The sequence below is a fragment of the Streptomyces sp. NPDC060031 genome (assembly GCF_042736805.1).
Classification (GTDB): Bacteria; Actinomycetota; Actinomycetes; order Streptomycetales; family Streptomycetaceae; genus Streptomyces.
Map to the genome: position 1 here is coordinate 1 of NZ_JBHWVM010000104.1, position 22,902 is coordinate 22,902.

Annotated in this window: 22 protein-coding genes; 12 read left to right on the plus strand and 10 right to left on the minus strand. The window is 72.1% G+C overall.

From position 1 onward, the window contains the following. Positions 1–124: 124 nt before the first annotated feature. On the minus strand, positions 125–3,163 hold the full coding sequence (locus ACFWB8_RS31870; protein ID WP_385234952.1) for a BTAD domain-containing putative transcriptional regulator: 3,039 nt from the start codon (positions 3,161–3,163) through the stop codon (positions 125–127). 202 nt (positions 3,164–3,365) lie between these two features. Then, positions 3,366–4,115 (minus strand): alpha/beta hydrolase, encoded by a 750-nt coding sequence (locus ACFWB8_RS31875; RefSeq protein WP_385234955.1) that lies wholly within the window; start codon positions 4,113–4,115, stop codon positions 3,366–3,368. A gap of 130 nt (positions 4,116–4,245) precedes the next feature. Here ACFWB8_RS31875 and ACFWB8_RS31880 point away from each other — a divergent pair, with 130 nt between their 5' ends. The 3 genes from ACFWB8_RS31880 to ACFWB8_RS31890 all read left to right on the plus strand — a co-directional run bounded on the left by ACFWB8_RS31880 (position 4,246) and on the right by ACFWB8_RS31890 (position 6,734). Further along, on the plus strand, positions 4,246–5,394 hold the full coding sequence (locus tag ACFWB8_RS31880) for an adenosine deaminase (protein WP_385234958.1): 1,149 nt from the start codon (positions 4,246–4,248) through the stop codon (positions 5,392–5,394). 139 nt (positions 5,395–5,533) lie between these two features. Then, a complete protein-coding gene (locus ACFWB8_RS31885; protein ID WP_385234961.1) occupies positions 5,534–5,794 on the plus strand; it encodes a hypothetical protein in 261 nt (86 codons plus the stop codon). 157 nt (positions 5,795–5,951) lie between these two features. Then, positions 5,952–6,734, plus strand: coding sequence for a hypothetical protein (locus ACFWB8_RS31890; protein ID WP_385234964.1), 783 nt, complete (start codon positions 5,952–5,954; stop codon positions 6,732–6,734). 6 nt (positions 6,735–6,740) lie between these two features. On the opposite strand, the gene ACFWB8_RS31895 is transcribed toward ACFWB8_RS31890, so the two are convergent. Genes ACFWB8_RS31895 through ACFWB8_RS31905 form a run of 3 tightly spaced genes read right to left on the minus strand, consistent with a single transcriptional unit; the run spans position 6,741 to position 8,259 of the window. Then, positions 6,741–6,941: a PspC domain-containing protein gene (locus tag ACFWB8_RS31895; protein ID WP_385234967.1), complete on the minus strand. Its 201-nt coding sequence runs from the start codon at positions 6,939–6,941 to the stop codon at positions 6,741–6,743. A 38-nt stretch (positions 6,942–6,979) separates the two neighbouring features. Next, entirely contained in the window at positions 6,980–7,546 is a 567-nt protein-coding gene (locus ACFWB8_RS31900; RefSeq protein ID WP_385234970.1) for a VanZ family protein, read from the minus strand. Between the two features lie 50 nt (positions 7,547–7,596). Beyond that, complete coding sequence (locus tag ACFWB8_RS31905; RefSeq protein WP_385234973.1) at positions 7,597–8,259, minus strand: PH domain-containing protein; 663 nt, start codon at positions 8,257–8,259, stop codon at positions 7,597–7,599. Between the two features lie 112 nt (positions 8,260–8,371). On the opposite strand from ACFWB8_RS31905, the gene deoC reads away from it, so the two are divergent. The 3 genes from deoC to ACFWB8_RS31920 are packed head-to-tail and all read left to right on the plus strand — an operon-like array spanning position 8,372 to position 11,668. Next, complete coding sequence (gene deoC / locus ACFWB8_RS31910; RefSeq protein ID WP_385235013.1) at positions 8,372–9,334, plus strand: deoxyribose-phosphate aldolase; 963 nt, start codon at positions 8,372–8,374, stop codon at positions 9,332–9,334. A 5-nt stretch (positions 9,335–9,339) separates the two neighbouring features. Further along, positions 9,340–10,776, plus strand: a complete 1,437-nt coding sequence (locus tag ACFWB8_RS31915; protein WP_385234976.1) for an aldehyde dehydrogenase family protein — start codon at positions 9,340–9,342, stop codon at positions 10,774–10,776. Further along, a complete protein-coding gene (locus ACFWB8_RS31920; RefSeq protein WP_385234979.1) occupies positions 10,769–11,668 on the plus strand; it encodes an aldehyde dehydrogenase family protein in 900 nt (299 codons plus the stop codon). Before ACFWB8_RS31915 ends, ACFWB8_RS31920 begins: the two co-directional genes overlap by 8 nt. A 73-nt stretch (positions 11,669–11,741) precedes the next feature. On the opposite strand, the gene ACFWB8_RS31925 is transcribed toward ACFWB8_RS31920, so the two are convergent. Then, on the minus strand, positions 11,742–12,092 hold the full coding sequence (locus ACFWB8_RS31925; protein ID WP_385234982.1) for a hypothetical protein: 351 nt from the start codon (positions 12,090–12,092) through the stop codon (positions 11,742–11,744). A gap of 156 nt (positions 12,093–12,248) precedes the next feature. On the opposite strand from ACFWB8_RS31925, the gene ACFWB8_RS31930 reads away from it, so the two are divergent. Beyond that, a complete protein-coding gene (locus ACFWB8_RS31930) occupies positions 12,249–12,878 on the plus strand; it encodes a hypothetical protein (protein WP_385234985.1) in 630 nt (209 codons plus the stop codon). 155 nt (positions 12,879–13,033) lie between these two features. Here ACFWB8_RS31930 and ACFWB8_RS31935 read toward each other — a convergent pair whose 3' ends face one another. Then, positions 13,034–13,750, minus strand: a complete 717-nt coding sequence (locus tag ACFWB8_RS31935; protein ID WP_385234988.1) for a SigE family RNA polymerase sigma factor — start codon at positions 13,748–13,750, stop codon at positions 13,034–13,036. Positions 13,751–13,925: 175 nt separating this feature from the next. Here ACFWB8_RS31935 and afsQ1 point away from each other — a divergent pair, with 175 nt between their 5' ends. The 3 genes from afsQ1 to ACFWB8_RS31950 are packed head-to-tail and all read left to right on the plus strand — an operon-like array spanning position 13,926 to position 16,697. Beyond that, a complete protein-coding gene (gene afsQ1, locus ACFWB8_RS31940) occupies positions 13,926–14,603 on the plus strand; it encodes a two-component system response regulator AfsQ1 (protein ID WP_180291024.1) in 678 nt (225 codons plus the stop codon). After that, on the plus strand, positions 14,600–16,084 hold the full coding sequence (locus ACFWB8_RS31945; protein WP_385234992.1) for an ATP-binding protein: 1,485 nt from the start codon (positions 14,600–14,602) through the stop codon (positions 16,082–16,084). Before afsQ1 ends, ACFWB8_RS31945 begins: the two co-directional genes overlap by 4 nt. Then, positions 16,071–16,697, plus strand: a complete 627-nt coding sequence (locus tag ACFWB8_RS31950) for a hypothetical protein (protein ID WP_385234995.1) — start codon at positions 16,071–16,073, stop codon at positions 16,695–16,697. The genes ACFWB8_RS31945 and ACFWB8_RS31950 overlap by 14 nt, the downstream gene beginning before the upstream one ends. Before the next feature lie 270 nt (positions 16,698–16,967). Here the strand turns inward: ACFWB8_RS31950 and ACFWB8_RS31955 are convergent, their stop codons facing one another. From ACFWB8_RS31955 to ACFWB8_RS31965, 3 genes are all read right to left on the minus strand, one after another. Next, entirely contained in the window at positions 16,968–18,629 is a 1,662-nt protein-coding gene (locus ACFWB8_RS31955) for a phospho-sugar mutase (protein ID WP_385234998.1), read from the minus strand. Between the two features lie 44 nt (positions 18,630–18,673). Next, on the minus strand, positions 18,674–19,480 hold the full coding sequence (locus ACFWB8_RS31960) for a purine-nucleoside phosphorylase (protein WP_385235001.1): 807 nt from the start codon (positions 19,478–19,480) through the stop codon (positions 18,674–18,676). Positions 19,481–19,662: 182 nt separating this feature from the next. After that, the gene (locus ACFWB8_RS31965; protein WP_385235004.1) at positions 19,663–20,100 is read right to left on the minus strand and encodes a gamma-glutamylcyclotransferase; all 438 of its coding nucleotides are present in this window, start codon (positions 20,098–20,100) and stop codon (positions 19,663–19,665) included. A gap of 173 nt (positions 20,101–20,273) precedes the next feature. On the opposite strand from ACFWB8_RS31965, the gene ACFWB8_RS31970 reads away from it, so the two are divergent. Beyond that, positions 20,274–21,713, plus strand: a complete 1,440-nt coding sequence (locus tag ACFWB8_RS31970; RefSeq protein ID WP_385235007.1) for an NAD(P)H-quinone dehydrogenase — start codon at positions 20,274–20,276, stop codon at positions 21,711–21,713. Between the two features lie 175 nt (positions 21,714–21,888). Then, positions 21,889–22,845: a DeoR/GlpR family DNA-binding transcription regulator gene (locus tag ACFWB8_RS31975; RefSeq protein ID WP_385235010.1), complete on the plus strand. Its 957-nt coding sequence runs from the start codon at positions 21,889–21,891 to the stop codon at positions 22,843–22,845. The last annotated feature ends 57 nt before the right edge of the window (positions 22,846–22,902 follow it).

Consider the following 22,902-nt stretch of genomic DNA (forward strand, 5'->3'; position numbering starts at 1 on the left):
TTTGCTCCCCCCTGCTGCTTACCACCGCCCGGTTGGCCCCTGGGCCCGGGGCCCCCCGCGGGGCCGCCCCGGGGCCCCTCGCCTCGTGGCCCCTCGCCCCGTGTACGGCGCGCCCGCAGGCCGGTCAGCCCTCCAGCAGCGCGGCCAGCCCCTGCGGGGTCAGCCCCGGCGGGTCCGCGAGGTCCACGGCCCGCGCCATCTCCTCGGCCCGCCGCTGCCACTCGGCCGCGCCCAGCTCCGTGAACGCCTCCAGCGCCAGACCGAGCGGCTCCCGCGCCCGCGCCTCCCCGCGCAGCGCCAGCGCGCAGGCCAGGTCGAGCGATATCCGCGCCTGGAGGAACCGGTCCTGCACCTCCCGCGCGGCCACCAGCGCCTCCGCCAGCACCGCCTCGGCGTCCGCTGACCGGCCCTGACGCCAGCGCGCCTCGCCGATCCCGCGCAGCGCGTACGCCTCGCCGAGCCGGTCCCCGCCCTCGCGGGTGAGCCGCAGCACCGTCGCGCAGGTCTGCTCGGCCTTCGTGAGGTCGCCGAGCCGCAGCAGCGCCTCGGCCAGCCGGTACGTGTTCTGGTTCTCGCCCCGTACGCTGCCGGCCTCCCGGCTCTTGGCGATGGCCTCGGTGCACAGGGCGATGCCGACGGCGAGGTTGCCCCGCTCCATCTCCACCTGGGCCAGCAGGCCCATCACGTGCGACTCGCCGGCTCCGTCACCCGCCTCCCGGAAGCACTCCAGGGACTCCCGGGCATCGCGCGCCGCGCCCTCCAGGTCGCCGAAGAACCGCGCGCACAGCGCCAGGCTGCGCAGGGCCAGGGCCTTGCCGTGCACCTCGCCGAGCTGGTCCCACAGCGGCGCCGCCCGGGTCAGCCAGCCCCAGGCCTCGCGGTAGTCGCGCCGGTAGATCGCCAGCGTGCCCAACGAGCGGAGCATGGCGGCCTCGCCGAGCCGGTCGCCGGCCAGTTCCGCGGCGCGCAGCGAATGCTCGGCGCAGGAGCGCCAGTCCTCCCAGTAGTTGCGGACCTCGAAGAGCGGGGTGCTGTTCTGGGTCAGGGCCCACGCGTAGGCGGAGCGCTCCGAGCCGGCGGCCTGCTCGATCACGTCGGTGAGGGCGCTGCGCTCGGACTCGAACCACTCCATCGGGTCCGCGAGCAGTTCCTCCATCAGCTCCGGGTCTAAGGCCATCCGCTCCACCTGGCCGTAGCTGATGGCGGCATCACCGCCGTACGTCAGCAGCCGGGCGGCGTCGGCCAGCGCCAGCCAGCCGCCGTACGCCCGCTCCAGCGCGGCCCCGCGCTCCTCCTGGGTCTCCTCGGCCTGGGCCATCTCCCAGGCGAAGAGCCGCAGCAGGTCCTGGAACCGGTAGCGGGTGACCGGCCCGGAGGCGGTGGCCACCTCCAGCAGCTGGGCGTCGACCAGCTGCTCCAGGAGGTTCTCCGCGTCCATCTGGTCGGCGTCGATCAGCGCGGCGCCCACCCAGGCGGCGAAGTCGGGCACGTTGAGCAGGCCGACCCGCCGGTAGAGCTGGCGTGCGGCGGCCGACAGATCGCGGTAGCTGAGCCGGAAGCCGGCCCGTACGCCGCCCTCGCCGGGGCTCAGTTCGTCCAGTCTGCGGCGCTGGTTCTCCAGCCGGCTCACGAGGCTGCGTACCGACCAGTGCGGCTTGGCCGCGAGCCGGGCGCCCGCGATGCGCAGGGCGAGCGGCAGCCGGTCGCACAGTTCGCCGAGGCGCGCGGTGGAGGCCGGGTCGGCGCCGATCCGGTGGTCGCCGGCCACTTCGCCGAGCAGCGCGGCGGCCTCCTCGGGGTCCATGGACTGGAGCCCGATCTGCAGGACGGCGTAATCGCCGATCATCTCGCCCATGACGTCGCGGCCGGTGATCAGCACGCAGCAGCGGCCGTTGCCGGGCAGCAGCGGGCGGATCTGCTGGAAGGAGCGGGCGTTGTCCAGGACGATCAGGACGCGCTTGCCGCCGAGCACGCTGCGGTAGAGCGCGGCGCGGTCGCCGGGGTCGGCGGGGATCTGCTGGGCGGGCACCCCGAGGGCGCGCAGGAAGCGGTCGAGGGTGGTGGCGGGCGGGACGGGATCGTCCTTCTCGTCGTACCCGCGCAGGTCGGTGAAGAGCTGGCCGTCGGGGAAGCGGGCCGCGACGTTGTTCGCCCAGCGCACCGCGAGGGCGGTCTTGCCGACGCCTCCTATCCCGCTGATCGCGGCGATGGTCAGCGGCGACTGGCCCAGGCGCTCGTCGAGCATCCGGTCCATGGAGCTGAGTTCCTTGATCCGGCCGGTGAAGGAGGCGGAGTCCCCGGGCAGTTGGGCCGGCACGTTCGCCGCCATCGGCTGGGCGAGCTGGGTCGCGGGCTGCGAGAGCTCCGGCGAGTCCTGGAGGACCAGGTCGTGCAGGCCCTGCAGGGCCGGTCCGGGCTCGATGCCCAGCTCGTCGACCAGCAGGCGGCGGCCCTCGCGGAAGACGTTCAGGGCGTCGGCGCGGCGGCCCGCGCGGTAGTTCGCCAGGATCAGGTGGGCGCGGGCCTGTTCGCGCAGCGGGTGTTCCGCCACGAGCGCGGTCAGCGCCGGGATGAGGGTGTGGTGGCGGCCCAGCTGGAGCTGCAGGCCGGCGTACTCCTCGTGGACGTCGAGGCGCAGTTCCTCCAGCCGGACGGCCTCCTGCTCGACGTGGTGCCCGGTGACCCCGTCCATGGCCCGGCCGCGCCACAGCGACAGTGCCTCGGAGAACACCTCGCAGGCCTCGGCCGCCTGGCCGCCGCGGGCGAGTTCGCGGGCCTGGCCCACGCGGTCCTGGAAGTCGACCGCGTCGATGCGGTGTTCCAGCGGGTTGAGGATGTATCCGGGGTGCGAGGTCAGGATCAGCTCGTTCACCCCGACCGTGTCCTTGAAGACCTTGCGCAGTCCGGCGACACAGATGGCGATCTGGTTGCGGGCGGTCGTCGGTGCGCCGTTCGGCCAGACGGCTTCGATCAGGGCGTCCACCGAGACGACCCGGCAGGATGCGAGCAGCAGCATGGTCAGGACGGTGCGCTGGCGTGCTCCTCCGATCCGCAGTGCTTCCCCGCCTACCTGCACCTCCAGTGGTCCGAGCAATCTGAACACGGCCTGATGCACTTCGACTCCCTCTGAAACAAGGCACCCCCCCGGTGCACCCTGGCCCATTGTGATCACCTACTGGCCAGTAATTCACTCCAGTTCACGGCTCGGAATCGTTTGAGTTACCTTCGGTAGACCGGTTGTCGCGCATTTGGCATGGGAAGTCCCCGCCGCGTGACCAACTGCTGGACACCCCGGGTCCCCGCTCCCGTGCGAACGGGGGCCGAACTCCGGGTAACGCGGACGGTCGGCGGTGGTCAGAGACGCCCTAGCGGCCCGGCGCGGTGCGCAGCGAGCGGCCGAATCCCGAGGCCAGCGGCATGCGCAGGCCCAGCGGCGGCGGAGCCGCCAGTGCGTCGGTCACGGGGCGGGAGTAGCGGCCCGAGAACATCGAGCCGAGGACGAAGTCCACCGACAGCGCGACGACCTCCGCCTGGTGCTCGCGCAGGCGGTGCCCATCGGAGTGCACTTCAAACCGGCACGTCTCGCGATTGGCCTTTTTCGCTCGGGTCGCGAACCGGAAGGACAGCTCCGGGTCGCTGTGCGCGTCGTTGGTGCCGTGCACGATCAGCACCCGGCGCCCTAAGAGCTGCTTCACCGGTTCCGGCGACCCGCCGACGGACGGCTCCGCGAGACAAGGGGCCAGCGCCAGCACGGAGTTGACGGCATCGTGCCCCGCCGCCGCGAGCGCCGCCCGGCCGCCCGCGTCGTAGCCGGCCAGGCACACCGGCACGTCCCCGTACCGGCGCACCACCTCGTCCGCCGCCCACCCCGCACCTTCGGCGCGGGAGGCCCCGCAGTGCAGGACCGCGTGCGCGACCAGCCCGTCCGCCGCGCCCGCCCGGGCCAGTGCCCGCGCGAGCGGCCGTACCGGACCGGGGGACCATCTGGACGCTCCGGGAAGCAGGAGCACCACCCCGCTGACCGTGCTGACCGTGCCGACCGTCGAGCCCGAGCCGTTCGCGCCGACCGCCCGCCCCAGACGGGCCCCGCGCGCCGGCGGCGCATGCTGTGCCATGACGAAACAGTCTCAGACCGGCGGGCGTCTACACCACAGTCCGGCCAAGCTGACCGCCCCGGAAGTCAATGTTGTGTATCGACCGGCCGTCAACGCGTCGCTCTACGCGCGTAGGAGCTAGAGTGCCCAGATGACGAGCGAGACCCCCAACCTGCCCACGCCGGATCAGATCCGCCGCTCCCCGAAGGTGCTCCTGCACGACCACCTCGACGGTGGTCTGCGCCCCGGGACGATCATCGAGCTGGCCCGCGAGGTCGGCTACGACCACCTCCCCGAGACCGACGCCGACAAGCTCGGCATCTGGTTCCGGGAAGCCGCCGACTCCGGCTCCCTCGAGCGCTACCTGGAGACGTTCGCGCACACCTGCGCCGTCATGCAGACGAAGGCGGCCATCACCCGGGTCGCCGCCGAGTGCGCCGAGGACCTGGCCGAGGACGGCGTCGTGTACGCCGAGATCCGCTACGCGCCCGAGCAGCACCTGGAAGCCGGCCTGACCCTCGAAGAGGTCGTCGAGGCGGTCAACGACGGCTTCCGCGAGGGCGAGCGCCGCGCGAAGGCCAACGGCCACCGCATCCGCGTCGGCGCCCTGCTGACCGCGATGCGCCACGCCGCCCGCGCGCTGGAGATCGCCGAGCTGGCGAACCGCTACCGCGACAACGGCGTGGTCGGCTTCGACATCGCCGGCGCCGAGGCCGGGTTCCCTCCCACCCGCCACCTCGACGCGTTCGAGTACCTCAAGCGCGAGAACAACCACTTCACCATCCACGCGGGCGAGGCCTTCGGCCTGCCGTCGATCTGGCAGGCCCTGCAGTGGTGCGGCGCCGACCGCCTCGGCCACGGCGTGAAGATCATCGACGATGTCGAGGTCGCCGCCGACGGCTCGGTGACCCTGGGGCGCCTGGCAGCGTACGTACGGGACAAGCGCATCCCGCTGGAGATGTGCCCCACCTCGAACCTGCAGACCGGCGCGGCCGCCTCGTACGCCGAGCACCCGATCGGTCTGCTGCGCAAGCTGCACTTCAGGCTCACCGTCAACACCGACAACCGGCTGATGAGCGGCACCAGCATGAGCCGCGAGTTCGAGCACCTGGTCGACGCCTTCGGCTACTCGCTGGACGACATGCAGTGGTTCACCGTCAATGCGATGAAGTCCGCGTTCATTCCTTTCGATGAACGGCTGGCCATGATCAACGAGGTCATCAAGCCGGGATATGCGGAGCTGAAGTCGGAGTGGCTGTTCCGTCAGACCGCCTCCACCAGCGGTTCTGTTTCGGCGTAGGCCACGGCATGACGTACTGAAGGCGTCCGGGAGGAGCAATTCCCGGGCGCCTTCTCGTATTTACGTATGTTTGCGGGCGGGGGTTTCACGTGACTAGTTTGCGGAGCCGCTCAATTCCCCGTCGCAAGGACACGTTTTCATGAAGCAGTCAGCTGCCAAGACCCTCGGTGTCGCCGCTCTCGGTGCCGCCTTCGCCGCCGTCGCCGCCGGTTCCGCCTCGGCTGCCGTCCCCGCCGTCGGCCTCACCGACGCGCTGGGCACCGCCACCACCGCGGTCCAGGGCCTCACCAGCCAGCAGCAGGTGAGCCCGCAGGGCCAGGAGGCGAGCGACCCGGGCCAGGCCCTCGGCGCGGTGACCGGTCTGCTCGGCGGCCTTCCGACGAGCGGCCTCGGCGCCTGACCCACGCCCCGCCACTCGCACGGAATTCGTACGAGATCCGCACGCGCGCACGCGTGGCGCACACCTCTTCGAGCAGGTGTGCGCCACGTCGCGCCGTGTGCCACGATCACCCCAACCGCCCGCCCACGCACGGGGTATGAGGTCATCGGTGATGCGCATGAAGCCACGAGTCACGGTCCGGGCGGCCGCTGCCGCCGCCCTGCTCCCCGCCCTGCTTCTCGCGGCCGTGGGTTGCAGCAGTACGAGCACCCCCGCGGCCGACAAGTCCCCGGACCCCAAGGGCTCGGCGGGCGCGCCCGGCCCCTCCGGCGCGCCGACCGGTCCGGGGGCCGCGGGCGGCCCGGGCGGTTCGGCCGCACCCAGGGCGGGCGGCAGCGGGCTGGAGCGGTCCGCCCTGGAACAGGGCGACCTCCCCGGCTACCAGGTCTCCGCCCAGGGCAAGAACCCGAACGCCCCGGACGGCCAGCCCCAGGCCGACCGCAAGGCCTGCCAGCCGCTGGCCGACATCATGGGCGACAAGCCGGACCCGGTCGCGCGCGAGACCGTCAACCGGGGCGTCGGTTCCCGCAAGCAGGCCGGCCTCGCCGTCTCCGCCTCCGTCAGCTCCTACGCCGAGTCCGACGCCAAGTCGCTGATCGCCCGGCTGAAGGACGCGGTCGCCGCCTGCGGTACGGGCTTCTCCGCCACGGTCGAGAAGCAGACGGGCAGCTACCGCGACGTGAAGGCCGTCGACTACAAGACGGGCGGAGACGAGAGCGTCAGCTGGACCACGACCGCCGCCGGCTCCGGCGTCGCGGCCCCGGTGCACCTGGTCGTCGTACGCCAGGGCGGCACCATCGTGCGGCTCATGGCCCTCAACGTGGCGGCCGCGCAGCAGCAGCCGCGGGTTCCGCACGAGGTGGCGGACAAGCAGCTCGAAAAGGTCCGGAAGGCCGGATAGCCGCAATCACCAGGCGGTCGAGGCGGACTTCTCGTTCGGCAGCAGTACCCACAGCGCGATGTAGATCAGGAACTGCGGGCCGGGCAGCAGGCACGAGACGATGAATATGGTCCGCATCAGGCCGGTCGGCATTCCGAAACGCCGCGCCAGTCCGGCGCAGACTCCGCCGATCCATCGTCCGTCACGGGGGCGAACAAGGGCGCTCATGGTTACTCCTTCGTCGGTATCGCTTTCTTCGCGATGCCTCAATACTCCCGCTGGACCGCCGACAGAACGTCGGTCCACGGGCCGAGTCCGACCCTGGTAATTCTCGGGGTCGCCCCCTGAGAAAGAACCTGTGAGCGCCGCTTTCGCGCGCGCAGCGCCGGTACGACGGCCACGTGGGCCAGCACCACGCCGGCGGTGTTGAGCAGCAGCGAATCGATGTCGACCACCCGGCCCGGGACCGCGGTCTGGAGCATCCCGATGCCCACCGAGACCAGCGCGCCCGCGGCGGCCGTGCGGGCCAGCGAGGACCAGGCGGCCAGCGGCGACAGCTCGACCCGGCCGCTGATCAGGGGGAGCAGCACCCCGAGCGGGGCGAGCAGCGCCACCCCTTCGCCGATCTGCCGTACGGCCTCCAGCGGCCCGGCCGCGAGGGCCGCCCTGATCCCCTCCAGCGGGGTCAGGTTGGCGGCCGGGGTCCAGGGCACGTCCAGTGGTCGCAGGGTCAGCCACCCGACGAGGAGGAGATGGGCGGCCAGCAGGACCCCGGAGAGGGTCCGGTGCCGGAGGGGGATGACGGCGCTGTGGCCGGCCTCTTGACGCTGCACACCTGCGAAGACGCAGCGTCCGGTATCCGCGGTTCCGCGTTGTGCGGCGGTCAGCCCGTGGCGAGCAGCACAATCGCGAGCAGTGCGCCGACGAGGGCGGGGGCGATGATCTCGTAGGACCATCGGACCAGGACGTCGCCCTGGGCCCCGGGCCGCCCGGCGCCGCGCTCCCGCAGGCCCCGCAGCTCGTCGATGATCTGGTCGGCGCCGGCCCGCCGCGGCCCGGCCTCGGCATCGGCCCCGGCCTGCGGCCGGGGCGCCGCGATGCCCCGCCCCATGACGCCGCCACCCCGCCCCATGAGGCCGCCGCCCCGGCTGGACTGCGGCCGGTTCGCCTTCTTGCGCTCCCGCAGCGATACGGGCACGGACCAGAGCTGGTACTTCGTCCCCTCGGCCCGCACCTCGGCGGAGTACCCGGCCCGCACGGCATCGACGGAGCCCCAGGGCAGCTCGATGACGCGGAAGGGGTTCCGTACGCGCAGCCGGTCGTCATTGGCGAACACGGCGGGCCGGATCGTGAAGGCCACGATCAGCGGAACCGCGCACAGCGCCACGGCGAGCGCCACCCACGGCGTGTTCCCGGAACCGCGCACCACCGCGTCCCCGCAGAGCCACAGGGTGAGCGCGATCAGCAGCACCCCGGTGACGACGGCCATGGGGGAGCGGTAGACCCGGTCTTCGTAGACCGGCTCGTCGGGGGAGGGCGTAGTCATGTGGCCGATTGTGCCGTACGCCCCCGCGCCACACATGACGGCCGTCACGCCCATATGTGCGGGGTGGGGGGTGACAGGCAGCTACGCGCGTAGATATGCTCATGTGGTGACCATGCCCACCACCCTCACCGCATTCGCTGACGTGACGACGTCCGACAGTGCGCTGCGCCGCTTCCTGCACGGGCTGCCCGGCGTCGACGCTGTCGGCCTGGAGGCCCGCGCGGCCTCCCTCGGCACCCGTTCGATCAAGACGACGGCCAAGGCGTACGCCATCGACCTGGCCATCTCGATGATCGACCTGACGACGCTGGAAGGCGCGGACACCCCGGGCAAGGTCCGGGCGCTCTCCGCCAAGGCCGTCCATCCCGATCCCACCGACCGCACCACGCCCATGACGGCCGCCGTCTGCGTGTACCCGGACATGGTGGCCACCGCGAAGGCCGCCCTGAACGGCGCCGACGTGAAAGTGGCCTCCGTCGCGACGGCGTTCCCCGCCGGCCGCGCCGCCCTGCCCGTCAAGCTCGCCGACACGGCCGACGCCGTGGCCGCCGGCGCCGACGAGATCGACATGGTCATCGACCGTGGCGCCTTCCTCGCCGGCCGCTACCTGGACACGTACGAGCTGATCAAGGCCGTCAAGGAGGCGTGCGTACGCCCCGACGGCAGCGCCGCCCGGCTCAAGGTGATCTTCGAGACCGGCGAGCTGTCCACGTACGACAACATCCGCCGGGCCTCCTGGATCGGCATGCTCGCGGGCGCCGACTTCATCAAGACCTCCACCGGCAAGGTGGGCGTGAACGCCACCCCCGCCAACACCCTGCTCATGCTCGAAGCCGTCCGCGACTTCAAGGAGCAGACTGGAATCCAGATCGGCGTGAAGCCGGCCGGCGGCATCCGGACCACCAAGGACGCCATCAAGTTCCTGGTCCTGGTCAACGAGACCGCGGGCGAGGACTGGCTGAGCAACCACTGGTTCCGCTTCGGCGCCTCCAGCTTGCTCAACGACCTGCTGATGCAGCGCCAGAAGCTGAGCACCGGCCGTTACTCCGGTCCCGACTACGTGACGGTGGACTGATCACCATGGCATCCCTCTTCGAGTACGCACCGGCTCCCGAGTCCCGCTCGGTCGTCGACATCGCCCCCTCCTACGGGCTCTTCATCGACGGTGAATTCACCGACGCCGCCGACGGCAGGGTCTTCAAGACCGTCTCGCCGAGCAGCGAGGAAGTGCTGGCCGAGGTCGCCCAGGCCGGCGCCGCCGACGTCGACCGCGCCGTGAAGGCCGCCCGCAAGGCCTTCGAGAAGTGGTCCGCGCTGCCGGGCTCCGAGCGCGCCAAGTACCTCTTCCGCATCGCCCGGATCATCCAGGAGCGCAGCCGCGAGCTGGCCGTCCTGGAGACCCTGGACAACGGCAAGCCGATCAAGGAGACCCGCGACGCGGACCTCCCGCTGGTCGCCGCGCACTTCTTCTACTACGCGGGCTGGGCCGACAAGCTCGACCACGCCGGCTACGGCCCGAACCCGCGCCCGCTGGGCGTGGCCGGCCAGGTCATCCCCTGGAACTTCCCGCTCCTGATGCTGGCCTGGAAGATCGCCCCGGCGCTCGCCACCGGCAACACGGTCGTGCTGAAGCCGGCGGAGACGACCCCCCTCTCGGCGCTGTTCTTCGCGGACATCTGCCGCCAGGCGGGCCTGCCCAAGGGCGTCGTCAACATCCTCACCGGCTACGGCGACGCGGGCGCGGCCCTCGTCGAGCACCCGGACGTCAACAAGGTCGCCTTCACCGGTTCGACGGCCGTGGGCAAGAAGATCGCCCGCCACGTCGCCGGCACCGACAAGAAGGTCACCCTGGAGCTGGGCGGCAAGGGCGCCAACATCGTCTTCGACGACGCCCCCATCGACCAGGCCGTCGAGGGCATCGTCACCGGGATCTTCTTCAACCAGGGCCAGGTCTGCTGCGCGGGCTCGCGCCTGCTGGTCCAGGAGTCGATCCACGACGAGCTCCTCGACTCCCTCAAGCGCCGCCTCTCCACGCTGCGCCTGGGCGACCCGCTCGACAAGAACACCGACATCGGCGCGATCAACTCCGCCGAGCAGCTCGCCCGGATCACCGCGCTCGCGGAGACCGGTGAGGCCGAGGGCGCCGAGCGCTGGTCCCCGGCGTGCGAGCTGCCGTCCGCCGGCTACTGGTTCGCCCCGACGCTCTTCACGAACGTCACCCAGGCGCACACCGTCGCCCGCGACGAGATCTTCGGCCCGGTGCTGTCCGTGCTGACCTTCCGTACGCCGGACGAGGCCGTCGCCAAGGCCAACAACAGCCAGTACGGCCTGTCCGCCGGCATCTGGACGGAGAAGGGCAGCCGCATCCTGGCGGTCGCGAACCAGCTCCGCGCGGGTGTGGTGTGGGCCAACACGTTCAACAAGTTCGACCCGACCTCGCCCTTCGGCGGCTACAAGGAGTCGGGCTTCGGCCGCGAGGGCGGCCGCCACGGCCTGGAGGGCTACCTCGATGTCTGAGAAGTTCGAGCAGCGACTGAGCGTCTTCAAGACCTACAAGCTGTACGTCGGGGGCAAGTTCCCCCGCTCCGAGAGCGGCCGGGTGTACGAGGTGACGGACTCCAAGGGCAAGTGGCTGGCCAACGCGCCGCTGTCCTCCCGCAAGGACGCGCGTGACGCGGTCGTCGCGGCCCGCAAGGCCTTCGGCGGCTGGTCGGGCGCGACCGCGTACAACCGCGGGCAGATCCTCTACCGCATCGCCGAGATGCTGGAGGGCCGCAGGGAGCAGTTCGTCCGCGAGATCGGCGAGGCCGAGGGCCTGTCCAAGTCCAAGGCCGGCGCGGTCGTGGACGCGGCCATCGACCGCTGGGTCTGGTACGCGGGCTGGACCGACAAGATCGGCCAGATCGTCGGCGGGGCCAACCCGGTCGCGGGCCCGTTCTTCAACCTCTCCACCCCGGAGCCCACCGGCGTCGTCACCGTGGTCGCCCCGCAGGACTCGTCCTTCCTGGGCCTGATCTCGGTGGTCGCCCCGGTCATCGCGACCGGCAACACGGTGGTCGTGATCGCCTCGGAGAAGTCCCCGCTCCCCGCCCTCTCCCTCGGCGAGGTGCTCGCCACCTCCGACCTGCCGGGCGGCGTCGTCAACATCCTGTCCGGCAAGGCCGCCGAGATGGGCCCGCACCTGGCGTCCCACCAGGACGTCAACGCGATCGACCTGGCGGGCGCGGACGTCGCGCTGGCCAAGGAGCTGGAGATCGCGGCGGCGGACAACCTCAAGCGCGTTCTGCGTCCACAGCCTGTGGACGACTGGAACGCGGACCCGGGCACGTCGCGCATGACGGCGTTCCTGGAGACCAAGACCGTCTGGCACCCCACGGGTTCGCTGGGCGCGGGCGGCTCGTCCTACTAGGACCGGCCCCCTCCGAGAACGGGCCCGGCAGCGTCCCCCGCACTGCCGGGCCTTTCTCGTACCCGCTTTCCGGCTACTTCTCGGGCAGGACCGGCCCGAGCAGCGAGGACACGGCGGCGGTGGGCAGCTCGCCGATCGAGGGCCCCCGCGTCAGGGTGCCGGTGACCATGCCGGTGCCGACCGCGGGGAAGTCCGCGATCTTGGTGGCGATGCCGTTGTCCAACGGGTCCACGCCGGTGTTGGCCAGCGGATTCACCTTGAGGTTGGCGATCGGGTCGGCTACCCCGGCCAGGGCCGCCGGTACCGAGAGCTCGCCCGCCTGGGCGCCGCCGGCCGCCATCGCCAGGGCCGCGCCGGCCATGGAGAGGGTCAGCCCCGCGGTCCGGAGCCGCTTCGGTGGGGTGGGAGCTGCGTGACGTGCCATGGGTTCCCGCCTGTGGTCGTAGTCGCGTGCGCACACAGCGTAGCGGCGCTGGGTTCCCGGTTTCCAACCGGCGGCCCGCGGGGGCGGTGTGAGGGTTCTCGCAGGCGGTGTCGGCGGTGTGTTGATACGCCGGGTCATGCCGCACACTGGTGTCCCGTGAGCTCTCCTCTGCCGACGCGTGTCGCCCTGCTGACCGGCCCCTCGGGATCCGGCAAGTCCTCACTGGCAGCGCGGTCCGGTCTCCCCGTGCTGCGCCTGGACGACTTCTACAAGGAGGGGACCGACCCGACCCTCCCGCTGGTCGGGGGCAGCTCCGACATCGACTGGGACTCCCCGCTGTCGTGGGACGCGGACGCCGCGGTGGCCGCCGTCGCGGAGCTGTGCGCGGCGGGCCGCACCGAGGTCCCCGTCTACGACATCGCCACCAGCTCCCGTACGGGCGCCGAGGTGTTGGACATCTCCCGGACCCCGCTGTTCATCGCCGAGGGCATCTTCGCGGCCGACATAGCGGCCCGCTGCCAGGAGCTCGGGCTGCTGGCCGACGCGATCTGCCTGCGCGGCCGCCCCTCGACCACCTTCCGGCGCCGGCTCGCGCGGGACCTGCGGGAGGGCCGCAAGTCGGTCCTCTTCCTGCTGCGCAGGGGCTGGCGGCTGATGCGCGCCGAACGCGGCATCGTGGCCCGCCACGCCGCCCTGGGCGCGCACCCCTGTGGTCGCGACGAAGCCCTCGGCCGCCTGGCCGCCGCCGCGGCCGGCCGCCACCGCACGGCCACGGCCCCGGCGTAGCGGGGCGGCGGCGATGGGTAACCCCGGCCAAGCCGCGCATGCGAAAGGGCGGGATCATGCGGACCCCCCGGCCGCCTGATCCCGCCCTTTCCCCCCGCGGCCCCCGCCCCACCCCCGTAGGACGGGCCCCCTGGCCCCATGGCTCGTGGTGCCGCTTACGCGACCAGTTCCTCGAAGGACGCCGCCTCGTCACGGCCGAAGCTCAGCGCCTCGTCCTCCCGCAGCCGCCGCAGCGTCCGCCAGATGCTCGACTTCACCGTGCCGACGCTGATGTCCAGGATCTCCGCGATCTCCGGATCCGTACGGCCCTCGTAGTACCGCAGGACCAGCATCGTCCGCTGCGGCTCCGGGATGCGGGACAGCGCCTGCCACAGCACCGCGCGCAGCTCCGTGCCCCGCATCGCGTCCGTGTCCGAGGCCGTCTCCGGCAGTTCCTCCGTCGGGTACTCGTTCAGCTTCCGCCGACGCCACGCACTGATGTGCAGGTTCGTCATCGTGCGGCGCAGGTACCCGCCCACCGCCGCCTTGTCGCTGATCCGGTCCCACGCCCGGTACGTCGAGAACAGCGCGCTCTGCAGCAGGTCCTCGGCCGCGTAGCGGTCCCCGGTCAGGTGGAAGGCCGTCGCGTACAGCGCGGCCCGCCGCTCCTGCACGTACGCCGTGAACTCCGCCTCCGAGGCGGCCGACGGCGCCGGACGGCGCTGCGCGGGGACGGTGGTGGACTGGGTGGACTGGTAGGTGTTCGCGTCGATGGCCACCACGTGCGCCGGCCGCGGACGGGCGGCCGTCACCGTACGGACACCCGCCCGGCGGTTCACATCGTGCAGCCGCGTGACAACCGCGCTGGTGGTGGTGCTGTGCAGCGTGTTCATCTCGCGCCCCCCGTCGTGGAGTCTGCTTCGGTCCGTTGTCTCGATGACAAAAGACTGCCCGCCCGACATAACCGGGGTGTCCTTCGACTGTCACAGGCCTGTCACAGCGAGCCGTGGCACGATCCGCCCCGCGCGACGGTCGAACTCCCAACGGCCGATGGGACAGAATGAGCCCGTGCCTTTCCTGTTGCTGATCGAGGACGACGACGCCATCCGCACGGCCCTCGAACTCTCCCTGTCACGCCAGGGCCACCGTGTGGCCACCGCGGCGACGGGTGAGGACGGCCTGAAACTGCTGCGCGAGCAGCGGCCGGACCTGATCGTGCTCGACGTCATGCTGCCCGGGATCGACGGTTTCGAGGTGTGCCGGCGCATCCGCCGCACCGACCAGCTGCCGATCATCCTGCTCACCGCGCGGAGCGACGACATCGATGTCGTCGTCGGCCTGGAGTCGGGCGCGGACGACTACGTGGTCAAGCCCGTCCAGGGCCGGGTGCTCGACGCCCGGATCCGGGCCGTGCTGCGCCGCGGCGAGCGCGAGGCGAGCGATTCGGCCGTCTTCGGCTCCCTGGTCATCGACCGGGCGGCCATGACGGTGACCAAGAACGGCGAGGACCTCCAGCTCACCCCGACCGAGCTGCGCCTGCTGCTGGAGCTCAGCAGGCGGCCCGGCCAGGCGCTCTCGCGCCAGCAACTGCTGCGGCTGGTGTGGGAACACGACTACCTCGGCGACTCCCGCCTCGTCGACGCGTGCGTGCAGCGGCTGCGCGCCAAGGTCGAGGAAGTGCCGTCTTCGCCGACCCTGATCCGTACCGTCCGCGGCGTCGGCTACCGGCTGGACTCCCCGCAGTGATCAGAGCCCTGTTCGCGGGCCGGCGCTGGACCAGCCTGCGGCTGCGGCTCGTCGTGGTGTTCGCGCTGGTCGCGCTGACGGCCGCGGTCTCCGCCTCCGGCATCGCGTACTGGCTCAACCGGGAAGCGGTGCTGACCCGGACCCAGGACGCCGCACTCGGCGACTTCCGGCAGGAGATGCAGAACCGGGCCGCCGCGCTGCCCGCGGACCCGACCCCGGAGGAGATGCAGCGCACCGCCGAGCTGATGGCGGGCAGCAGCCCCGGGTACAGCGTGCTGCTGGTGCAGGAGCGCAAGGACAAGCGCAAGGTGTTCGGCGCGGCCGGTCCCGACGCCTTCGGGCTGGACGACGTACCGAAGTCCCTGCAGCACGCGGTGAACGACCAGCAGAAGACGACGGCCGTCAACGACGCCCAGTACCACATGTACTGGCAGCGGACGAAGCCGCACGGGAACCCGTACCTGGTCGGCGGTACCCGCATCGTGGGCGGCGGGCCGACCGGCTACATGTACAAGTCGCTGGCCACGGAACGGGACGACCTCAACGCCCTGGGCTGGTCGCTGACCATCGCGACCGTCCTGGCGCTGCTCGCGTCCGCGCTGCTGGCGCAGGCCGCGGCCCGTACCGTGCTCAAGCCCGTGCAGCGGCTGGGGGACGCCGCCCGGCGGCTCGGCGAGGGCGAGCTGGACCACCGGCTCGACGTGTCCGGGACCGACGAACTGGCGGATCTGGCGCACACCTTCAACAAGACGGCGGAGGCGCTGGAGAAGAAGGTCGCCGACATGAGCGCGCGGGAGGAGTCCAGCCGGCGGTTCGTCGCGGACATGTCCCACGAACTGCGCACGCCGCTGACGGCGTTGACGGCGGTGGCCGAGGTGCTGGAGGAGGAGGTCGACGATCTCGATCCGATGATCGCACCGGCGGTGGCGCTGGTCGTCAGCGAGACGCGGCGCCTCAACGACCTGGTGGAGAACCTGATGGAGGTCACCCGCTTCGACGCGGGCACGGCCCGGCTGGTGCTGGACGACGTCGACGTGGCCGACCAGGTCACCGCCTGCATCGACGCACGGGCCTGGCTCGACGCCGTCGAACTCGACGCCGAGCGCGGGATCGTGGCGCGGCTCGACCCGCGGCGGCTGGACGTCATCCTGGCCAACCTGATCGGCAACGCGCTCAAGCACGGCGGATCGCCGGTACGGGTCTTCGTGCGGGTGGAGGGGGAGTGGCTGGTGATCGCGGTCAAGGACAACGGACCCGGCATCCCCGAGGCCGTCCTGCCGCACGTCTTCGACCGCTTCTACAAGGCGAGCGCGTCACGCCCGAAGTCCGACGGGAGCGGGCTGGGCCTGTCCATCGCCATGGAGAACGCGCACATCCACGGCGGCGACATCAGCGCGGCCAACGCGGACGGGGGCGGGGCGCTGTTCACGCTGCGGCTGCCGGTGGACGTGGGGAAGGTGATCGCGGGTGAAGAGGCGTAGACGCGTGGCCGTCGGCGTGTCGTTGAGTCTCGTACTGCTGTCCGGCTGCGGGATCCGCGCCACCACCGTGCCGGTGGACGTGGGCGCGGCGCCGTCGCGGGTGTCGTGCGACACCCCGGCGCAGCCGGCGGGCGGGCAGAGCGGGGTGCAGGGGTTCCGGGCCACGGTGGCACTGGTCTGCGGATCGCAGCTGGTGGGGGTGGAACGGGTGGTTCCGATCCCGGAGAAGCGGGCCCTGCGCGACCCCGTGGCCCTGGTGACCCAGGCCCTGCTGGAGGCACTGCAGACGCCGCCGTCGACCGAGGAGCGGGACGCGGGCTTCACGACCGGCGTCCCCGACGGGCTGACGGCGGCGGCCCCGCGGGCCGGTGACCCGGCGGGGGCGGTGCGGCTCAGTCGCAAGCCGGAGGACCTGCCGCCGGTGGCCCTGTCGCAGATCGTGTGCACGCTGTCGGACAGTGACGCGGTGTCGGCGGGGCCGGGGCCGGTGGTCCTGGGCGGCCCGGACGCCGATCCGCCGCGGGCCTGGGAGTGCACGGAGGCGGTCCGCTCCCGCCCGGAGTCGGTCCCGACCCTGGGCGACGTGGTCCGCCCTTCACCGCAGCCGTCCTGACCCGCCCCCCGGGGGCTGCGCCCCGGGAGCCCGCGCCCCGGGAGCCCGCGCCTCAAACTCCCCAGACTCCGTCCGGGGGGACGCCCACGGGCTGAAATGGCCGCTCGCGCGGCGATTGCAGCCCCGGCCGGTCCAGCGGCCCGCCAACAAGGCGGCATCAGCCACAGTGCAGCCCCGCCGACGTGTGAGGCGCGGGGTCCGGGGCGGAGCCCCAGGACGGCGACGGCCCCCCGAGCTGGGCTCAGGGGGCCGGGCCGGCGCGGGGAGGGGCTAGATGCCCGCCGCGGACGCGAGGTCCTTCTTGATCGCGTCCAGGATTTCCTGGCCGCGGGTGCGGGCCGGGGCGAGGGCCGGGGCTTCCGCCACCGGGACCACCACCTCCAGGTAGCACTTCAGCTTCGGCTCCGTGCCCGACGGACGCACGATGACCCGGGCCTTGTAGTCCCCGTCGAGGTAGTAGCGCAGGCCGTCCGTCGGCGGGAGAGCCGCCGAGCCGACCGCCAGGTCCTCCGCCGAGACCACCCGCAGCCCCGCCAGGGACGCCGGCGGCTGCGCGCGCAGCGCCGCCATCGCCGAGGCGATGACCGACAGGTCCGATACGCGGACCGACAGCTGGTCGGTGGCGTGCAGCCCGTGGGCCATCGCCAGGTCGTCCAGCAGGTCGGTCAGGGTGCGGCCCTGCTCCTTCAGCTCCGAGGCCAGCTCCGCCACCAGCAGCGCGGCGGTGATGCCGTCCTTGTCGCGGACGCCCTCGGGGTCCACGCAGTAGCCGAGCGCCTCCTCGTAGCCGTAGCGCAGGCCCTCGACGCGGGAGATCCACTTGAAGCCCGTCAGGGTCTCCTCGTAGCCCACGCCCGCCGCCTCCGCGATCCGCCCGAGGAGGGAGGAGGAGACGATGGACTCCGCGAAGACGCCCTGCGCGCCCTTGTGCACCAGGTGCGCCGCCAGCAGCGCGCCGACCTCGTCGCCGCGCAGCATCCGCCAGCCCGAGGCCGCCGAGCCGTCCGGGACGGCTACCGCGCAGCGGTCCGCGTCCGGGTCGTTCGCGATCACGATGTCCGGGCCGACCTCCGCCGCCTTCGCGAAGGACAGGTCCATCGCGCCCGGCTCCTCCGGGTTGGGGAAGGCCACCGTCGGGAAGGCCGGGTCCGGCTCGGCCTGCTCGGTGACGAGCACCGGCTCCGGGAAGCCGGCGCGGGCGAAGGCCGCCATGACGACGTCCTTGCCGACGCCGTGCATGGCCGTGTAGACGGTCCGTACGCCCCGGGGTGAACCGGGGGTCAGGACGGCGTCCGTACGCGTCAGGTAGGCCTCCAGGACCTCCTCGTCGAGCTGCAGCCAGCCGTCCGTCGGGCGGGGCACGTCCGTCAGGGCGCCGATCGCGTCGATCTGCGCCGCGATCTCGGCGTCCGCCGGGGACACGATCTGCGAGCCGTCGCCGAGGTACACCTTGTAGCCGTTGTCCCGGGGCGGGTTGTGGCTCGCGGTCACCTCGACGCCGGCGACGGCACCCAGGTGCCGTATGGCGTAGGCGAGGACGGGCGTCGGCAGCGGGCGGGGCAGGAGGGCCGCGCGCAGGCCGGCACCGGTCATCACGGCGGCGGTGTCGCGCGCGAAGTCCGCCGACTTGTAGCGCGCGTCGTAGCCGACGACGACCAGGCCGCCGGCGTGACCCTGGGCCTTCAGGTAGGCCGCCAGACCCGCCGCGGCCCGGATGACCACGGCGCGGTTCATCCGCATCGGGCCCGCGCCGAGCTCGCCGCGCAGTCCGGCGGTGCCGAACTGGAGCATCCCGGAGAACCGGTCCGCGAGCTCGGCCGTGTCGCCGGCCGAGAGCAGCTTGCCGAGCTCGTCCGCCGTCTCCGGGTCAGGGTCCTCGGCCAGCCAGGCCTGGGCCCGGGTGATCAGATCGTCCTGTGCCTGTTCCTGCACTACTTCCGCCTTAGCTCTCGGGCTCTCGGGCTCTCGTACGTCGATCAGATGCGGGCGAGGACCTGGGTCAGCAGCGTGCCCATGCGCGCGGCCGAGTCACGGCCGGCCTGGAGCACCTCTTCGTGGTTCAGCGGCTCGCCGGACAGGCCCGCCGCCAGGTTGGTGACCAGGGAGATGCCGAGCACCTCGGCGCCGGCCTCGCGGGCGGCGATGGCCTCCAGCACGGTGGACATGCCGACCAGGTCGGCGCCCATGACGCGGATCATGTTGATCTCGGCCGGGGTCTCGTAGTGCGGGCCGGGGAACTGCACGTAGACGCCCTCTTCGAGGGACGGGTCGATCTCCTTGCACATCGCGCGCAGCTTCGGCGAGTACAGGTCGGTCAGGTCCACGAAGTTCGCGCCGACGATCGGGGAGGCGGCCGTCAGGTTCAGGTGGTCGCTGATCAGGACGGGCTGGCCGGGCTTCATGCCCTCGCGCAGGCCGCCGCAGCCGTTGGTCAGGACGATGGTCTTGCAGCCGGCGGCGACCGCGGTACGGACACCGTGGGCGACGGCGGCGACGCCGCGGCCCTCGTAGTAGTGGGTCCGGCCGAGGAAGAGCAGCGCGCGCTTGTCGCCGATCTTGTACGAGCGGATCTTGCCGCCGTGGCCCTCTACGGCCGGGGGCGGGAAGCCGGGCAGCTCGGTGACCGGGAACTCGGCCTCGGGCGCGCCGAGCGCCTCTGCGGCGGGGGCCCAGCCGGAGCCCATCACGAGGGCGACATCGTGGGTCTCGGCGCCGGTCAGCTCGCGCAGGCGGGCGGCGGCGGCGTCGGCGGCGGCGAAGGGGTCGGTAACAGATGCGTTCACGCGGACGAGCGTAACCGCTCAATCCCTACGCGCGTAGATGGCACAGCTCACGGTGTTCGGATCGTTGCCTTGTCGTTTCCGCCGAATCGTCCCCCGACGGGCAATACAGCCCCGCCGGCGTTCGAGGCGCGGGTCCGGGCGGAGCCCGCGGTGCCCCGCGCAGCCCCCGGCCCGTACGGCCGTCAGCAAGGACGCTTGCGGAGTTCCATCACGTAGTCGTGCGGCGCGCCCGCGGACTCGGCCGCGTCGGCGAGCTCGCCCAGGTAGCGCGCCGACGGCAGGCCGCCCTCGTAGCCGTTCAGGACGTACACCCAGGCGGCCTCCTCGCCGTCCAGGGTGTGCACCCGGATCCGCATGCGCCGGTAGATGTCCAGCCCGACGCCCTCCCAGCGGTCCATGGAGTCCTCGTCCAGCGGGGCGATGTCGTACAGGGCGACGAACACCTGGTGGCGGGGGGCTTCGACGATCGTGGCGAGTGCGCCTTCCCAGCCCATCTGCTCGCCGCCGAAGGTCAGCCGCCAGTCGTTGATCCAGCCCGTGCCGCGCAGCGGCGAATGCGGAGCGCGGCGCGTCATCAGCCGCGGGTCGAGGTTGCCGGCGTACGCGGCGTAGAGCGACATGAGGTCGAGGGTACGGGAGGGGCGCCGGTGTCCGCGTGCCCGGATGGCGGGACCGGGCGCGAAGCACCTTGATGCGTGCGGGACAATGGGGCACGGAATGCATCCCCCGGGGAGACCCCCCGGAACACCGGCCGGGGCGGCAGCCGGCCGGGTAGACGTGAGGCGGACTTTTCGTGACCCGGATCGTGATCATCGGCGGCGGACCCGGCGGGTATGAGGCGGCCCTCGTGGGGGCCCAGCTCGGCGCGGAGGTGACGGTCGTCGACTGCGACGGCCTCGGAGGGGCGTCGGTCCTGACCGACTGCGTGCCCTCCAAGACTCTTATCGCGACCGCCGAGGTGATGACCACCTTCGATTCGTCCTACGAAGAGCTCGGCATCGTCGTCGCGGACGACACCCCGCACATCGAGCAGGCCGCGCGCGTCGTCGGCGTGGACCTCGGCAAGGTGAACCGGCGCGTCAAGCGCCTCGCGCTCGCCCAGTCCCACGACATCACCGCCTCCGTCACCCGGGCCGGCGCCCGCGTCGTACGGGGCCGCGGCAAGCTCGGCGGGCCGCAGGGCATCGACGGCACGCGCGACGTCATCGTCACGGCCGCCGACGGCTCCGAGCAGATCCTGACCGCCGACGCGGTGCTGATCGCGACCGGCGGGCACCCCCGCGAGATCCCGGACGCGATGCCCGACGGCGAGCGCATCCTGAACTGGACCCAGGTCTACGACCTGGAGGAGCTCCCCGAGGAACTCATCGTGGTCGGCTCCGGTGTGACCGGCGCCGAGTTCGCCGGCGCGTACCAGGCGCTGGGGTCCCGGGTGACCCTGGTCTCCTCCCGCGACCGCGTGCTGCCCGGCGAGGACCCGGACGCGGCCGCCGTGCTGGAGGACGTCTTCCGCCGCCGCGGCATGAACGTCATCGGGCGCTCGCGCGCCGAGTCCGCCAAGCGCGTCGGAGACCGGGTCGAGGTCACCCTCTCCGACGGGCGGGTCATCTCCGGTACGCACTGCCTGATGGCCGTCGGCGCGATCCCGAACACCAAGAACATGAACCTGGAGGAGTCCGGGGTCCGGCTCAAGGACTCCGGGCACATCTGGACCGACAAGGTGTCGCGGACCTCGTCCCCGGGCGTGTACGCCGCCGGTGACGTGACGGGCATCTTCGCCCTCGCCTCCGTGGCCGCCATGCAGGGCCGTATCGCGATGTACCACTTCCTGGGCGACGCGGTGGCCCCGCTGAACCTCAAGACGGTGTCCTCCAACGTCTTCACCGACCCGGAGATCGCCACCGTCGGCTACACGCAGGCCGACGTCGACTCCGGCAAGATCGACGCCCGGGTGGTCAAGCTCCCGCTGCTGCGCAACCCCCGCGCCAAGATGCAGGGCATCCGGGACGGCTTCGTGAAGATGTTCTGCCGTCCGGGCACCGGGATCGTGGTGGGCGGCGTGGTCGTTTCGCCGCGCGCGAGCGAGCTGATTCACCCGATCTCGATCGCCGTCGACAACAACCTGACGGTCGAGCAGATCGCAAACGCGTTCACCGTGTACCCCTCGCTGTCGGGATCGATCGCCGAGGTGGCGCGCCAGCTGCACACGCGGAAGGCCGCCGGGGAAGCCTGAGCCCGGCCAACCGCCGTGTCCCCCAAGGGCTTTGGGAGGGGGTGGCGGCTCGTGGTGTGAAGTTCACGCGACTGCCCGACCGCGTATACCACTAGTCGCCTCACCTTATGGACAACTTCGGTATTCCGGCGCAAAGAGCTGAAAGCAGACGGTCGTTGGGGTTACTGTCAGTTTCGTGTTCGCTGCAGAACGTCGCCAATTGATCCTCGAAATGGTGCGGGCCAACGGAGCGGTATCGCTCCGGGAGCTCGCCCGCGTCGTCCAGACCTCCGAAGTGACCGTACGGCGGGACGTGCGGGCGCTGGAGGCCGAAGGACTCCTCGACCGCCGACACGGCGGTGCGGTATTGCCGGGCGGTTTCACGCGGGAGTCCGGCTTTCCGCAAAAGTCCCATCTCGCGACGGCGGAGAAGACCGCCATTGCCGATGTCGCGGCCGGCCTCGTCGAAGAAGGCGAGGCCGTCGTCGTCGGCGCGGGCACCACGACCCAGGAGCTGGCCCGCCGGCTCGCCCGGGTGCCCGGCCTGACCGTCGTCACCAACTCGCTGCTCGTCGCCCAGGCGCTGGCCCATGCCAACCGGGTGGAAGTGGTGATGACCGGCGGCACCCTGCGCGGGTCCAACTACGCCCTCGTGGGCAGCGGTGCCGAGCAGTCCCTGCAAGGGCTGCGGGTCTCCCGTGCCTTCCTGTCGGGCAGTGGACTGACCGCCGAGCGCGGGCTGTCCACGTCCAACATGCTCTCCGCGAGCGTGGACCGGGCGCTGGTGCAGGCGGCGGCGGAGGTGGTGGTGCTGGCCGACCACACGAAGCTCGGGACGGACACGATGTTCCAGACCGTGCCGACCGACGTCATCACCCGTCTGGTGACCGACGAGCCGCCCGCGCACGACGACCGGGCGGCGACGGAGCTCCAGGCGCTGGCCGACCAGGGCGTGCAGATCACCGTGGCCGGCGCGGCGGCCTCCGGCGGTGGCGAGGGGATGGTCGGGCGGCGGCCGCGCCGGGAGTCACCGCTGCCGGTGCAACGGCGTGGCGGGCCGTCGGCCCAGCTGCGCGCCGCCGGGTCGCCTGCGGCGATGCTGGAGCAGCAGGCCGGGGAGCGGGCTCGGGTCGCGGACATGCGGCGCCGCTAGCCGTTGAGACGCGCGGCGCGAAAGCAAAAACGCCGGGCGGGGCTGCGATCGCAGCGC